Source organism: Dysgonomonas sp. Marseille-P4677 (assembly GCF_016652235.1).
GTDB lineage: Bacteria > Bacteroidota > Bacteroidia > Bacteroidales > Dysgonomonadaceae > Dysgonomonas.
This window is the reverse complement of sequence record NZ_JAEPKU010000024.1, coordinates 23849-39617: the sequence shown is the minus strand read 5'-3', so window position 1 is coordinate 39617 and position 15769 is coordinate 23849. Positions and strand designations below refer to the sequence as shown.

The 15769-nt window shown below is 37.2% G+C and carries 12 protein-coding genes and 1 riboswitch; of the genes, 5 read left to right on the top strand and 7 right to left on the bottom strand.

Annotation, left to right across the window (positions count from 1 at the left end; all coding sequences use genetic code 11):
* Window positions 1–69 precede the first annotated feature (69 nt).
* Entirely contained in the window at window positions 70–912 is an 843-nt protein-coding gene (locus tag JGH11_RS06840; protein WP_201110829.1) for an energy transducer TonB, read from the top strand.
* Between the two features lie 91 nt (window positions 913–1003).
* Here the strand turns inward: JGH11_RS06840 and JGH11_RS06835 are convergent, their stop codons facing one another.
* From JGH11_RS06835 to JGH11_RS06815, 5 genes are all read right to left on the bottom strand, one after another.
* Window positions 1004–3127 carry a Tex family protein gene (locus JGH11_RS06835; RefSeq protein WP_201110828.1) on the bottom strand — a complete coding sequence of 708 codons (2124 nt, stop codon included), beginning with the start codon at window positions 3125–3127 and terminating at the stop codon, window positions 1004–1006.
* A 34-nt stretch (window positions 3128–3161) separates the two neighbouring features.
* Window positions 3162–3842 carry an RluA family pseudouridine synthase gene (locus JGH11_RS06830; protein ID WP_201110827.1) on the bottom strand — a complete coding sequence of 227 codons (681 nt, stop codon included), beginning with the start codon at window positions 3840–3842 and terminating at the stop codon, window positions 3162–3164.
* 93 nt (window positions 3843–3935) lie between these two features.
* Window positions 3936–5420, bottom strand: coding sequence for an acetyl-CoA hydrolase/transferase family protein (locus tag JGH11_RS06825; protein ID WP_201110826.1), 1485 nt, complete (start codon window positions 5418–5420; stop codon window positions 3936–3938).
* 240 nt (window positions 5421–5660) lie between these two features.
* Window positions 5661–6242: a non-canonical purine NTP diphosphatase gene (locus JGH11_RS06820; protein WP_201110825.1), complete on the bottom strand. Its 582-nt coding sequence runs from the start codon at window positions 6240–6242 to the stop codon at window positions 5661–5663.
* Window positions 6242–7444, bottom strand: a complete 1203-nt coding sequence (locus JGH11_RS06815) for a pyridoxal phosphate-dependent aminotransferase (protein ID WP_201110824.1) — start codon at window positions 7442–7444, stop codon at window positions 6242–6244. The genes JGH11_RS06820 and JGH11_RS06815 overlap by 1 nt, the downstream gene beginning before the upstream one ends.
* Window positions 7445–7622: 178 nt before the next feature.
* Here JGH11_RS06815 and JGH11_RS06810 point away from each other — a divergent pair, with 178 nt between their 5' ends.
* The 4 genes from JGH11_RS06810 to JGH11_RS06795 all read left to right on the top strand — a co-directional run bounded on the left by JGH11_RS06810 (window position 7623) and on the right by JGH11_RS06795 (window position 13006).
* On the top strand, window positions 7623–8219 hold the full coding sequence (locus JGH11_RS06810; RefSeq protein ID WP_201110823.1) for a hypothetical protein: 597 nt from the start codon (window positions 7623–7625) through the stop codon (window positions 8217–8219).
* A 184-nt stretch (window positions 8220–8403) separates the two neighbouring features.
* A riboswitch (cobalamin riboswitch) is annotated at window positions 8404–8597 on the top strand.
* 107 nt (window positions 8598–8704) lie between these two features.
* Window positions 8705–10711 (top strand): TonB-dependent siderophore receptor, encoded by a 2007-nt coding sequence (locus JGH11_RS06805; RefSeq protein ID WP_201110822.1) that lies wholly within the window; start codon window positions 8705–8707, stop codon window positions 10709–10711.
* A gap of 31 nt (window positions 10712–10742) precedes the next feature.
* Window positions 10743–11864: a YncE family protein gene (locus tag JGH11_RS06800; protein WP_201110821.1), complete on the top strand. Its 1122-nt coding sequence runs from the start codon at window positions 10743–10745 to the stop codon at window positions 11862–11864.
* An 8-nt stretch (window positions 11865–11872) separates the two neighbouring features.
* The gene (locus JGH11_RS06795; RefSeq protein WP_201110820.1) at window positions 11873–13006 is read left to right on the top strand and encodes an ABC transporter substrate-binding protein; all 1134 of its coding nucleotides are present in this window, start codon (window positions 11873–11875) and stop codon (window positions 13004–13006) included.
* A gap of 69 nt (window positions 13007–13075) precedes the next feature.
* Here the strand turns inward: JGH11_RS06795 and JGH11_RS06790 are convergent, their stop codons facing one another.
* Both JGH11_RS06790 and JGH11_RS06785 read right to left on the bottom strand, forming a co-directional pair.
* Window positions 13076–13717 carry a YiiX/YebB-like N1pC/P60 family cysteine hydrolase gene (locus JGH11_RS06790; protein ID WP_201110819.1) on the bottom strand — a complete coding sequence of 214 codons (642 nt, stop codon included), beginning with the start codon at window positions 13715–13717 and terminating at the stop codon, window positions 13076–13078.
* 10 nt (window positions 13718–13727) lie between these two features.
* Window positions 13728–15764, bottom strand: coding sequence for a TonB-dependent siderophore receptor (locus tag JGH11_RS06785; RefSeq protein ID WP_201110818.1), 2037 nt, complete (start codon window positions 15762–15764; stop codon window positions 13728–13730).
* Window positions 15765–15769 lie beyond the last annotated feature (5 nt).

Sequence of the window (15769 nt, the reverse complement as noted above, 5' to 3'; positions counted from 1 at the left end):
ATTTAATCCTTTCGTATATCTATTAAGTACAAAAGAGAAATAGATTAATAACATATAAAACTTACAGTTATGAAAAACTTAACTAATCTAAATTCCGCAGAATGGTGTGATATTATTTTTGAAGGTAAAAATAAATCATATGGTGCATTTGAATTGCGTCAATCTTCTTCCAAGAGACATATCGTTGCTTTCGGTGTAGTGGTTTTGTTTGCCGCAGTAGTTTCTGCCATGCCGGCTATTATTAGCACGATCAATGCTGCTACCTCAAAAGGTCACACTGCCGGTATTGATGAAACCTATGTAACATCGGTAATAGAAGTAGACAACAAATTACCAGAACCTGAAATAGCAAAACCCGAAATCCCCGAGCCACCTAAATTTGTAAAAATGACAAAATTTGTTCCACCAACAATTGTAAAAAATGAGGATGCTCCCGATGAAACGGAAATGGTAAATATGAGTGACGTAACTGAAGGCAAAGAGGCAATTGGTGCTTTTGATGTAAAGGATGGATCGACAGACAAGGATGCAATACGTAAAGAGTTTGAAACAGACGTTATAGGTGATGGTAAAGGTGGAGCTGCACCGAAGGAACCTGAAATATTTGTAAGTGCGCAGTTTATGCCTCAATATCCAGGTGGAGAAAAAGAAATGTATAAATATATATACGATCAAATTAAATACCCGATAGTAGATCAGGAAATGGGAATACAAGGAAAAGTCACAGTAAGATTTGTTGTAAGCAAAACCGGGGAAATCACAGATATCCAATTATTGAAAGGCATAAGCCCGACTTGTGACAAAGAAGCAATAAGAGTTTTAAAGAGTATGCCAAGATGGATACCGGGTAAAAATAATGGAATCGCGGTTCCTGTTTACTTCACAATGCCAATCGTATTTAAATTAAACTAAAAAAACCTTCGAAGAAGGTATCTCAACTAAACTACTCTATTTTTGAATTGAATAAAGCATCTCAAGGTAAGAGATGCTTTATTCTTATATTCTATTTCTTCATAGATAATTGTACTCTCTTGCGTGCTGTATCCACAGAGAGAACTCTCACTTCTACATGTTGGTGAAGCGATACCACTTCAGTAGGATCGGAAACAAAACGATCGGCAATTTCGGAAATATGTACAAGCCCATTTTCTTTTATCCCGACATCAACAAAGCAACCAAAGTTAGTTATATTAGTCACAATACCCGGAAGCACCATTCCTTCACGCAGATCGTCGATAGTCCTTATATTAGGATCAAATTCGAACATTTTGATTCCCTTTCGCGGATCTCGTCCGGGTTTATCAAGTTCATCCATTATATCGTTTAGCGTTGGCAACCCAACAGTATCCGTAATATATTTTTTTAAATCAAGCGTTTTTTTTAATTCTTTATTCTGTATTAATTCTGCCACTGTACACTTCAAATCTCTAGCCATTTTCTCTACAACATAATAGCTTTCGGGATGAACGGCCGAATTATCTAAAGGATTCTCGGCTTCAGCTATACGCAAAAATCCGGCACATTGCTCGAATGCCTTTTCCCCCATACGAGCTACTTTCATCAATTCTTTTCGTGACTTGAAAGCTCCATGCGCCGCACGATAATCAACAATATTTTGAGCTAATACAGGCCCTAAACCCGACACATATGTCAGCAAATGTTTGCTGGCTGTATTTACGTTTACACCCACAAGATTCACACAACTTTCCACCGTTAAATCAAGAGAATTTTTCAATTTTGTCTGATCTACATCGTGCTGATATTGGCCTACACCAATCGATTTTGGATCTATCTTTACTAATTCGGCCAGTGGGTCCATCAGGCGACGGCCAATAGAAACGGCACCTCTTACTGTTACGTCATAATCGGGAAATTCTTCGCGGGCAGTTTTCGATGCAGAATAAATAGATGCACCATTCTCACTGACGACAAACACTTTTACTTCTTTTTCGTATCGAAGATTAGTTATAAATCGTTCCGTTTCACGGCTTGCAGTTCCATTACCTATGGCAATTGCCGCTATATTATAGGTCGATACCATTTTCACAACTTTATTCCCAGCCTTCGATGTTTCATTTTGTGGAGGATGCGGATATATCGTCTCGTTATGGAGTAGATTCCCTTCTGCATCAAGACATACCAACTTACAACCTGTACGATAACCGGGATCAATACCTAATACTCTTTGTTGCCCTAATGGAGGAGCAAGCAACAGTTGACGAAGGTTTTCAATAAATACACGAATAGCTTCTTCATCAGCTTTTTGCTTCGAAAGAGCCGAGAACTCCGTTTCTATTGAAGGTTTTAATAACCGCTTGTATGAATCTTCTATCGCATCAGCTACATAGTTTGTAGCTTCGTTATCATTATCACCTTTTAAGAAACGTTTATCTAAACGCTCCAATGCAGCATCTTCATCAGGAGAAATACTTACACGTAAGAATCCTTCCGATTCTCCACGACGTATGGCAAGTATACGATGTGATGATGCTTTACTCAACTTTTCAGAGAAATCGAAATAATCACGGTATTTATCGCCTTCCTCCTCCTTACCCTTTACTACTTTAGAAGTGATCACAGCCTCCCTTTCAAATAGATTACGGATAGAATTACGTGCGTATTCATCTTCGCTTATCCACTCAGCAATAATATCACATGCACCAGCTATAGCACTTTTTACGTCTTTTACATCACCTTTGACAAATCCACCTGCTTTTGCTTCAACATCCATCGGTTGTTGCGCCATAATAATCTTCGCCAAAGGTTCTAGACCTTTCTTACGAGCGATCTCGGCACGTGTTTGGCGCTTGGGCTTATACGGCAAGTATATATCTTCCAATTCAGAGCTATTCCAACAATTCTCTATACGTGTTTTCAGTTCAGGAGTGAGTTTTTCCTGTTCTTCTATCGATTTAAGAATTGTTTCCCGACGCTTAACCAATTCGTTCAGCTTGTCATTTTGTTCTTTTATTGCTCCTATCTGAACTTCATCGAGTGCTCCTGTAACTTCTTTTCGATAACGACTAATAAAAGGTATAGTTGCTCCCGAATCGAGCAATTCTATAGTCTTTTCTATTTGTGTGGCTTTAATATTTAAAGCTGACGAAATTAAGTCTATGATAGTCATAACAAAATCTAAATTTGAAATAATGATATTACATTTATTTTTTAACAATACTTTCTAATGCCTTCCAAAGATTATCCTCCGGTGTTGGAGCAACAACTTCTATCTTCACTTTAGATACAGGATGTATAAAAGATATCTTCCGGGCATGCAAACTAATTCCACCATCAGGATTAGAGCGTTCTGCACCATATTTTAAATCGCCTTTTATAGGACAACCAATTTTCGCTAACTGACAACGGATTTGATGATGACGCCCTGTCTCCAAATCTATTTCAAGTAAATTGTATTTATCGGAGTGAGCTATTAATTTATAATGTAATATAGCTTGTTTAGAATTTGGCTTCTCTTCATCATAAGCATAAGATTTGTTCTGCTTTTCATTTCTGACCAGATAATGCCTCAGTGTTCTTTCGGGTTGCTTAGGCATCTTTTTCACTATTGCCCAATAGGTCTTATCTATCTCCTTATTTTTAAACATATCGTTCAAACGGGGAAGAGCCTTACTTGTCTTTGCAAAGACAACAATCCCGCTTGTTGGCCGGTCGAGACGATGAGTCACACCACAAAAAACATTACCGGGCTTATTATATTTCTCTTTCAGATATTCTTTTACAATTTCCGAAAGCGGCTTATCTCCAGTTTTATCTCCTTGTACGATTTCAGAGACGGTTTTATTGACTATAATGATATGATTATCTTCGTAGAGTACTGTCATTATATGATTTAAATTTGCTACAAAGAAAAGCCTTTCAATTTAAAATTGAAAGGCTTTCAGTTATAATGTTTAATATATATTGTGTTAAGTTTTTTATTTACGCCATTTCACATTTTTCATATCACCTGTTTCCATAAGAGCCTCATGAAAAGCAAATGCATCATATAAATTAACCGGTGTCTGTCCTTGCTCTCCACGTTCTAAATATTCTCTAAGCAATGGACGATAATCAGGATGTACACAGTTTTCGATTATCAGCTCGGCACGTTCTCTTGGCGATTTGCCCCGCAAGTCAGCAATACCATACTCTGAAATAATAATCTTAACCGAATGCTCACTATGATCCATGTGAGAAACCATTGGAACAAAGGCACTAATCTTTCCTCCTTTAGCAACGGAAGGTGTAACAAAAATAGACACATAAGCTCCTCGGGTAAAATCACCCGAACCTCCTACACCATTCATCATCTTGTTTCCGGTAACGTGCGTAGAATTGATATTTCCAAAAATATCAGCCTCTAAAGCAGTATTGATAGCAATAACTCCTAAACGACGAACAATCTCAGGATTATTAGAATATTCTGATGGACGTAAAACTATCCTTTCCTTGAAGAAATCCAGGTTCTGATATATTTTTTCGATACAAGGGTTACTTACAGTTAATGAACAACCACTCGCAAATTTTATTCGTCCGGTTTCCATTAAGCCAATAACCGCATCTTGGATAACCTCGGTATAAACTTCAAAATCAGGTATATCCTTACTCTCCCCCATTGAAGCAAGTACTGCATTTGCTATATTACCTACTCCCGATTGTACCGGTAAGAAAGATTTAGGCATGCGGCCTTCAGCCATTTCATTTACAAAGAAGTTTGCTACATTGTCTCCAATTTTAGCAGTAATTTCATCTACCGGCGCAAAGCAACCACCTTCATTTGGAGTATTACCTTCAACTACAACTATTTTAGAGGGGTCAACTTTTATATGATCTAAACCTACGCGATCCCGTACAGTCTTGATACCTATTTCATCTCGATATGGAGGATCTTGTAACTCTGAAAGATCATGCATTCCTCTCATACCTTTTGGATTCCAGCTATTTAGTTCTACAATTACAATTTTAGCAAGACGCGCTACTGTAGGAGAAATCCCCACTCCACATGTTGGAACTATTTCACCGTTTTCGGTCACATCACAAGCTTCAATTATAGCTACATCTACAGGCCCCATAAAACCATAACGTATATCTTGGGCCAAGGTAGAAAGGTGCAAATCAAAATACTTTACTTCTCCACTGTTGATAGCATTTCGCAAATCCTTATTAGTCTGGTAAGGCGTGCGGAATTTAATAGCTTGTGCTCTGGATAATTGTCCGTCGATAGAGTCGCCGGTTGATGCTCCTGTGAACATCCCGATTTTGAAAGGATTGCCTTTAGCATGTTCTGCTTCTGCTCGCTTAGCGAGAGCTACTGGCACTACTTTGGGACATCCAGCATGCGTAAATCCGCTAAATCCCACATTGTCATCATTGTTGATAAGTGCGGCTGCCTCTTCAGCAGTCATAATTTTTAAAGCCATTGTTTCTAAAAAAAATATGATTTATATAAGTATTAAGTTTTTTTTCACACCTTGCGCTTTCGCGCTGCAAAAGTACAAAATAAAAACCTGAACTACGATTTAAAAACAGTAAAAGTTTTTGTCAGTATAAAAGTGTAATATATAAATCATGTTGGGATAAAATAAAAACAGAGGTCGTCTTCTAAATCCCAAAGGTTAATTTAATCTGTTTTTTCAGATTTATGTGAAGTAAAACTCCAATTACATACCTTGGAGAAATCTACATAAAGCTTTTATGGCTAAGGCGCGGTGACTTATCTCATTTTTTACATCCATCCCCAGTTCAGCAAATGTTTCGGCATATCCATCCGGCATAAATACTGGATCGTAACCAAAACCAGCACTCCCTTTTTCCTCTGATATAATAACACCATTAATCTGTCCCTCGAAGATGTATTCTTTCCCATTAAGGATAAGTGCAATAACAGTTCTGAAATGAGCTTTCCTATTTTCAACGCCCTCCATATTCGCCAAGAGCTTCTTCATATTCGCTTTAGCGTCATGCCCATCACCGGCATAACGAGCTGAGTAAACTCCGGGTGCACCATCTAAAGCTTCTACTTCCAAACCTGTATCATCGCCAAAGCAATCATAACCATATTTTTCTTTTACATAGCGGGCCTTGATTAAGGCGTTCTCTTGCAAGGTTACTCCCGGTTCGGCTATATCTTCATCGCAGCCAATATCTTTAAGACTAAGAATTTCGAAGTTATCTTTAACTACAATCCTTACTTCCTCTAACTTATGTGCATTATTAGTAGCGAAAACAAGTTTATTTTTCATTACTTCTTTGTTATGGAGTTATATGTTTCCAAGGCTTTTTCCAGTACGTTAAGAGCGTTCCCCAGATCATCTTTATTGAGTACATAGGCTATACGTACTTCATTTTTCCCTAATCCAGGTATTGTATAAAATCCGGACGCTGGAGCCATAAATACGGTTTGTCCCTCATATTCAAAGTCTGAAAGACACCACTCACAGAATTTATCAGCATCGTCGACAGGAAGACGGGCCACTGTATAAAAAGCACCCATCGGAATAGGTGAATATACTCCCGGTATCCGATTTAAACGGTCGATAAGAAATTTACGGCGCTCTACATATTCATCGTAGGTATCCTGTAAATAGTCTTCACTTGCGTCTAAAGAAGCTTCTGCTACAATCTGCCCTATAAGAGGTGGGCTTAACCGTGCTTGGCAGAACTTCATCAGGGTTTTACGCAGTTCTTTATTTTTTGTTATCAATGCTCCAATACGAATGCCGCATTCACTATAACGCTTCGATACCGAATCTATCAACACCACATTATCTTCGATTCCTACTAAATGACATGCTGAAATATAAGGAGAACCAGTATATATAAATTCACGATAAACCTCATCCGAGAATAGGTATAAATCGTGTTTTTGAACCAAATGCTTAATCTGATTCATTTCGGCACGTGAATATAAATAACCTGTAGGATTATTTGGATTACAAATCATAATACCTTTAGTACGTTCATTTATCAGTTCTTCGAATTTCTCAATAGGAGGAAGGGAAAAACCCTCTTCTATTGAAGATGGAACTGCACGAATAATGGCTCCTGCCGATACTGCAAAGGCCATATAATTTGCATAGGCAGGTTCAGGAACTATAATTTCATCACCCGGATTTAAACAAGCAAGAAAGGCAAATAAAACCGCTTCTGATCCGCCAGTAGTAATTATAATATCATCTGCCGATACGTTTATTTTATACTTGGCATAATAACCCACGAGCTTTTCGCGATAAGAACGATATCCATCGCTAGGACTATACTCTAATATGGTGCGATCCATATTACGGATAGCATCCAAGCCTTCTTGCGGAGTGGGCAAATCGGGCTGCCCTATGTTTAAATGATATACCTTGAGGCCCCGAGCTTTAGCTGAGTCTGATAATGGAGCCAGTTTCCTGATAGGAGAACTTGGCATCTCTACTCCTCGTTGTGAAATATGTGGCATAATGCTATTAAAATATATACTTATTTGTCAATAAGGCGCAAATATACAAATTTTAGTTATGCCACAACACTGAATTTGAAGACATAAAGTAGAAAAATTCTATCAAACTTTCTTTAACAAAAAAAATAAGTATATTTACAAAATCGCAATCGATTATAGACTACCAAATAATTTAACTATGACATTAATATCACACAAACCTTTTAAACGCCCGTTCGATACAAACTTTGTAGAAAAATTACACACTGAACTATCAAAAGAAATCCCCGATCTGGAAATAGTATGGAAATATGGGCGAGAAGAAGTATTTACACCAAAATATGCAAATAATGCAAAAATTATTTATCAAGGTAAAGCATTATATGTACATCATCGCAACGGAAATGGGATATTGAATATTAACAGGGTAAGAGAAAAAAAACAGGCCGTCTTAAATATTGCAAAAAGAGTTAATCTGGTTTCTGAAGCACCTAGCTTCATGATACCTTCATTTTGCATGTTCCTCTATTTTGTTATTTTCTTTTCCTTCCTCATCAATTATTTCGTAGATTCTTATGAAGACTACTGGTATCTACCGTTCATCTGTCTTATAATTCTTATTTCTGGAATATCTTTTTCTTATCAAGCTGTCAAAAAACGCCTTAGTGAAACAAAAATAGCAATAGGATATATTATATCTTGTATTGGCATAGGTTTATTGGCTCCTATCTCTTTACTTATATTACCTTTTATGATAGCTATAAGGAGAAATGAACTATATAAATTAACCCACTAAGTCAGAAACAAAATTAACTCACTCAAATCTTATTACATTTTGACTTTTTATTTATTTCCATAGAAAAATAATAATTTGTAAAAACCTTTTAGAGTAAACTAGCCTGAGTACACTACTTTAAAACTTCAGATTCAACTTTAACTATTAAATAAGAAAAAACCTGTCTATAAATTGACAACTTCTTCTTATCTTTGTCTCGCTTTGTTCCGCGATCGAATAAAAACGACCGGATTAAAAGGGAATCAGGTGAAAATCCTGAACAGACCCGCTGCTGTAAACTCATAAAAGCTTGTATATAGAAAGCCACTGTTAAAAAAAATGGGAAGGCATACAAGAATAGAGTAAGTCAGAAGACCTGCAAAGTAAATATTTTCAGATAGCTTTCGAGGAATAAGGCTTAAGAAACATCCGTAAAAGAATTTCCCCTTTCTTTTCTTTGTTCTTGTCGAAAGTAATTTATTGATTTAAAGTTACTTTTGCAAAAAATGAGAACTTTCTTATTTTCTTTTTCACTATTCTGTTTATTTGTTTGTACGACAAAGGGCCAAACTGTCGATAGCATCAAGACTCAAAAACTATCGGAAGTAGAGGTTTCTGCTCATATAAAGCCCTCAACGTCACGTTCGACTACACCGTTACAGGTGATATCTGCAGAATCTATTATAGACCAAGGACTCCAATCCATATCAGATGTCGTACGTCGCTTTAATGGTATTGTACTGAAAGATTACGGGGGTGTCGGCGGACTGAAAACGATCGCTATACGTGGTATGGGTGCCGAACATACGGCTATTAGCTATGATGGTATAATGGTAACAAATACGCAGTCGGGACAGGTCGATATAGGTCGTTTTGCTTTAGATAACATATCATCCATTTCTCTTAATATAGGACAAGCAGATAATATATTCCAAACAGCTAAAGCATTTGCATCGGTTGGTGTTTTGAATCTTCAAACTGTAACACCCAAGCTCAGTGGCAAAAAGGATGAAGGAAAAATACGTATAAAAACAGGCTCTTTCGGCTTATTTAATCCGGCTTTAGAATATGCGCACCGACTTAATAAAAAATCAATAATATCGATTAATGGAAGTTGGCAACGAGTCGATGGACAATATCCTTTTGAAATGATAAATGGAAAAAGACCATTCAAGAGTAAAAGGAATAACAGCGACGTAAATATTTACCGAATAGAAACGAATCTTTATAACAAGTTAGGAAAAGCAGGTAATCTGGATATAAAGATCTACTATTTCGACTCGGAAAGAGGGCTTCCCGGTGCTATTGATTTTCAGAATGATTATAGAGTTGAGCGACTTTGGGAGAAAAATTTCTTCACGCAAATAGCATATAATAAATATTTTAACAAACAATTCAAATTTAAATCTCAAGCCAAGTATGATTATAACTATACACGCTATAGAGATATATATGATGCCTATGAAAATGGGGCAAGAGTGGACAGATACAAACAACAAGAGGTTTATTGGTCAAACTCTATTTTGTATACTCTAAACAATAACTTATCATTATCACTTGCCGAAGACCTGTCCTATAATAAATTGAAAGATGAGACTACCAAGTTTGGAGGCAATATGTCGGAACCTGAAAGATATAATTCGCTTACGGCTTTAGCCACACAATATAAAACGTCCCGAATAACAGTCAATACGAGCCTACTTGGAACGTATATTACAGAAAAAATAAAGAAATCAGAAAAAGACAATACATACAAAAAGCTATCGCCAACAGTTAGTCTGTCTTTTGTTCCGTTTTCAGCATACAATCAACTAAGAATAAGAGCATCTTATAAGGACATATTCAGAATACCGACTTTCACGGAAGCGTTTTATACACGATCTCTGTCTATAATAAAACCCGAATCGGCTAGGCAATTCAATGGCGGTATTACTTGGATAGGTAGCCTTTCCGGAACTAAATCTAATTACATCAGCTTATCTATAGATGGATACTATAATAAAGTAAAAGATAAAATAGTAATCCAACCTTCTACATTTTATGCATACACAACGAATCTGGGTGAAGTTGAGATTTCGGGTATAGATGCTAAGCTAGCGGCCGGATTAGATATTTCAAATAATATGAATATAGATATATCCGGTTCATACAGCTATATGAAAGCAATAGATGTAACCGATCCGAAGGAAGACAGTTATAAAAATCAATTAATATATACGCCCGAACATTCGGGAGCTATATCTGCTGTTTTTAAAAATCCATGGGTTAATTTCTCATATTCTGTTCTCATCACAGGGGAAAGGTATTTCTGGCATCAAAATATCCCAACATATAAATTAAAGAGTTATTCGGAACATAGTATAAGCATAAACCGACAAGTGAATATAAACAAAAATAAAGATATATTGCTTCAGGCAGGGATTTCAAACCTTTGGAACGAACAATACGAGGTCATGAAGTATTATCCTATGCCGGGACGCTCTTTTAATATTTCTGCAAATTTAAAATTCTAATTATTCTATTTATTTCATTTATTATAACGATATGAAAAATATTTTATTAAAAGGCTTATTCCTTTCCTTATTAGTATGCGCTTTTATAGCATGTGATTCTGACAATGACTCTCCATGGACGGAACCAGAGATCACAACTTCAGGGGTATATGTGTTAAACTCTGGAAGTTCTGGACTTAAAGTCGGAGGATCATTAACTTACTACGATTACAAAACAGGTTCTGTCACCAAAGATATATTTACTAATAAGAATGGTATTGAACTTGGAAATGGAGCACAAGACATGGTAATTTACGGATCAAAGATGTACATCTCCGTAACTAAATCGAATTGTATATATGTAACGGATAAAACCGGTAAATTACTAAAAAACAACGAAGGTAAGGATGCTATTATCAAACCTATGAACAACAGCAATCAGCCCCAACAACCTCGTTCTGTTATAGCTCATGCTGGCTATGTGTATGTAAGCACATACGATGGAGACATCGTTCGCATCGATACTACAGCTATCAACATTGACAAGAAAACAGCAACCGGGGGAACATATCCGGAGGAAATGACCATTGTTAATAATAAACTATATACTGTCATATCAGACTATCTGGGAACTGGTATAGGAAAGGTGCTATCAGTTATAAACCTAAGTTCTTTCAGTAAAGATTCCGACATTGCTGTAGCTTTAAATCCGACCAAAATAAAAAGTGACAAAAATGGCAATATATATATCATATCAAATGGTAACTATGTAGACGTTCCTTCCTCACTTCAAAAAATAGCCGCCGGTAGTAATATAGTAACAACAATAGGCACTGATGCTGCAACCAATATGGAAATTGCGGGGGACAAATTATTATTGATGAAAGAGGTGTACAATAGCGAAACAAAAAAGAGTACGACTGCTCTGTCTTATTACGATATCAAAGAAAATAAGATTGTAAACAAATCATTTGTAGAAGAAGGTAAGGCCGATTTGACCAACACATATAATATAACAGTAGATCCTTTGACTAATAATATTTACATGGCTACTTCTGATTATAAAAACGAAGGTAATATGCATATTTTTAATGGAAATGGAGGATATGTTAAATCATTTAAGACCGGAGGAATTAATCCAATGGGAGCATACTTTATAACAGGTGCGAAATAACAGAGAAAATGAAATTCAGCAATATATCTCTACTCATATTCTTTATCTTTATTCTGGCAGCCTGCAATAACCGTAGGCCTGCCGGAGAAAGCAACATTTCGGTAGATTCCGAATATAAGATACACTATGCCAAAGGATTTCAGGTAAAAAAGTATGAGCATTACACAATCATTTCTGTTCGTGATCCTTGGGATACCACACGTATGCTACAAACATACATATTGGTAGATAAGACAAAAGATTTACCACTCAACTTACCAAAGGGCACGATAGTAAAAGTGCCATTAAATAGTGTAGCCACTTATTCTACAATTCATTGTTCTATATTGAATGAACTAGATGCCGTAGATCTCATAAAAGGTGTATGTGAACCTCAATATATCAAACTATCCAATATACAAAATGGAATAAAGAATGGTGAAATAATTGATTTGGGTATGGCGAGTAAACCAGACACGGAAAAACTTATAATGCTTAGCCCTGACGCCATCTTCGCCACTCCGATACAAGGTTGGACATATGGTAGTATTGAGAAAACAGGAATCCCGATTCTGGAAACGATAGACTATACAGAATCGCATCCTTTGGGCAGAGCTGAATGGATACGCTTCTACTCTCTTTTCATAGGAAAAGAACATCTCGCCGATTCGCTTTTTGCCGTTACAGAAAAAAGTTACAACAATATTAAAGAAGCCGTAGCTAAAATAAATGTACGTCCATCAGTATTTACAGATATGCGTTATCAGGGAAAATGGAATATGCCCGGAGGTAAAAGCTTCATGGCAAATATGTTGACCGATGCAGGAGCATCATATCCTTGGTCTGATAATAACGCTTCTTCCTATATGCCTCTGACCTTCGAAACAGTACTGGATAAAGCTGGAGATGCGGACTTTTGGATTATTAAATACAATTGGCCCGAAGATATGACATACAAAGCTTTAGAAAAGGAATACAAACCATATTCATACTTTAAAGCCTTTAAGGAAAAGAATATTTATGGATGTAACACGGCATACTCAAGCTATTATGAAGATTTACCCATCCATCCGGATTATATATTAAAAGACATGGCTTACATATTCCATCCTGAGTTATACCCGGAATATGTTCCTAAATATTACAAAAAGATTGGCGAGTAAATGTTGTATATAGGTTTCCAAGAAAAGGCTCTAGATGAATTGTTCACTAGAGCCTTTTCAATTTATAGATTAGTAGCAATGAACTATATCGATCACATCTGACCTTGACATTGCACCCGGATTAATACCTAATTCACCTTCAGGTACAGGTAGGCTATACTTCTCAAAATATTCTTTCCAGCCATCTGTTATATCACCTGTTATGGGGGACTTAAAGGTCATTATATTCAAAGGAAATATAGGAATACCTTCATTAGCCTTAAGAAAGATTTCATACAACAATTCTGAACAGTAATATTTATCATTTCCCATCACAAAGCCATCGTCATAGTCTTTCCCGACTAAAGCCAAGCCCTCGTCTATAGCCTTAGGAATACAATGTCGGTATTCTTCTTTCAATCGGCCAACCACAGATCTTGGAAAACAATTCTGTCCTTTCTTTGTAGGATAAAGATATTCAGTTAGTGGAGTGACTGTCACCTTTGGGTGGGTAGCTTCTATTATAAAGACACTATCTTGATTGTCTATGTAAACAATACCAACATGTGTAAACGAATAATCACCGATACTCGTTGTTACAGCCTTAATCATATTATCAGCTTTCCCCGTACAACTTTCCTGGAAAATCAAATCTCCTTTTTGGAGTTTGAAGTCTTGCGCGTACGAAAACAAGCAGTACAGAAAGTTGATGAGTAAAAGTAAATTCTTCATCTGAATATATTTATTTAAAAGTATAACTAATACCACCCATCAGCCAAAATCCGGCCTGAGGAATATTTGCTAAGTCGTAATACTTGTTATTTACTATATTGTTCAAATCGAGATTGAGCAACACATCTCTATATTTATAACTAAGACGCAGATCAAGTCTGTTTACCGTAGAATAAGGTGTCCGCTCGCCAGTTTTTACTCCATCGAGATACTTTTCAAAAGCTCCCATTCGTTTTTGCAGACGATAGTTCCAGTCGGCTGACAAATCGTTTATGATACGATGATGCAAGTGTAGCGTGAACTTATCTCGTAAGTAATTGAGGGCATTTTTCGATAATAATTCTCCTGCATTGCTTGATTGATGTAAACGTACATAATCTGCTGATAATAAAGCTTTGTCTCCCAATACAGGCAGCAATTCTCCTATTCGTAACTGCGCACCGACCTCTACGCCTTGTGTATTCAACCTTGTAAGGTTCCATGCCATATATGGATCATTGGGACCCGCACCAGGTTCTTTTACCCAGTCTATCATATTGCGTCCCCAAAGCAGATAGCCCGTAACATGGGCACTAAATAGTCTGTGTCTATATTTGAAAGTCATATCCACTGACTCCGACCGTTCAGCATCAAGGTCTGCCTTACCTTGATGAATAGGCCCATCATATGACAGGTCGGTAAAAGTAGGCATGCGGGTAGCTTTACTCCATGATGAAGCAACCGTTACATTATCCGAAGGACGATAACAAACACTAGCCGAAGGATAGAAACGATTTTCGGAATCGCGTAAAGTATTATGATTGAGTAAAACTCCTGCTGATAGTACAACCTTACTAATAGAGACTGTATGCTCTAAAGATACAGACATATTAGTGCGGTCATCATACTTTGTGTATTTTCGATGCGGTTCTACCATTAGTTTACCCAGATTGGAACTCATTATATCCTCGCGGCGAAGCTCTCCACCAAGGCTGGTATTTCCAAGTCGGGATTTGTAAGAGAGAATAAGATTAGCCCCGTAAGTATCGTTTCGATGATAGTTTCTATACTCAGGGCTATCTTTGGTTAGATCGTACTGGTCATGGTGACGATACCAGTAAACGATAGGAATTACTTTGAGTTGAGAACCGAACTCACCTTTGAGTGTTCCCATATAAGTACTTGTTCGTTCGTACTGATTAGGATACTTTGCCGAATAAAAAGTATTCGCTCCATATTCTTTGTCGTTGTAGCCAAGTTGCAAATCTATTCTCGATTCATCTCTCAGTTGCAAACGTGTTTGCCAAAGCATATTATAAATATCATATTCGCTGTTGTCGATATATCCTGCCGACGAATTGCTACCGACCGATAAAGTATTGATTGTTGCGCCTATCTTAGTCGCTCCACGTACCTCGATACCTCGCAGCTTGTGCATTCCCGATTGCACTTTGGCATAGGCCTTATAGTTGGTATTCTTTTTAGTAATAATGTTGATTCCTCCCGAAAAAGCACCTGAGCCATATATAAGAGCTGAAGGTCCTTGAATGATTTCAATACGTTCGATGTCGGAAAGGTTGATAGGAAAGTCGAGACTGTAGTGTCCTGTTTGTGGGTTGGTAAGATTGACTCCATTGAGTAGTACGGCACTTTGATCAAATGATCCGCCACGGATCGATATGTCGGCTTGTACGCCATGACCTCCTCTTTGTACTACGTCTATGCCGGCTACATAGTTGAGAAGATCCTGGATACTCTGGACGGGGGCCTGCGCAATTTGCTCTTTAGAAATTACTGTAACCAGCTTTGCAACTTGATTAATCGGAGTTTCTATCCGCGAGGCCGTTACCATCACTTCATCCAGTTCTTTCTCCATTACCTTTTGCTGCTCCTCGCCATTAGTCGAAGTCTGAGCTGAAACTGTAGATACAGTAAGAAATGCAATAGCACAACCTCTGACGACTCCGATGTTTACGACTCTGCGCATGCTGTTGAATGCACTATAAGCCTTCCTAGCAAATCGCTTGAAACGATAAGCTCGTTGTTCTTCAAAATGTTTACGATTCATTTTTT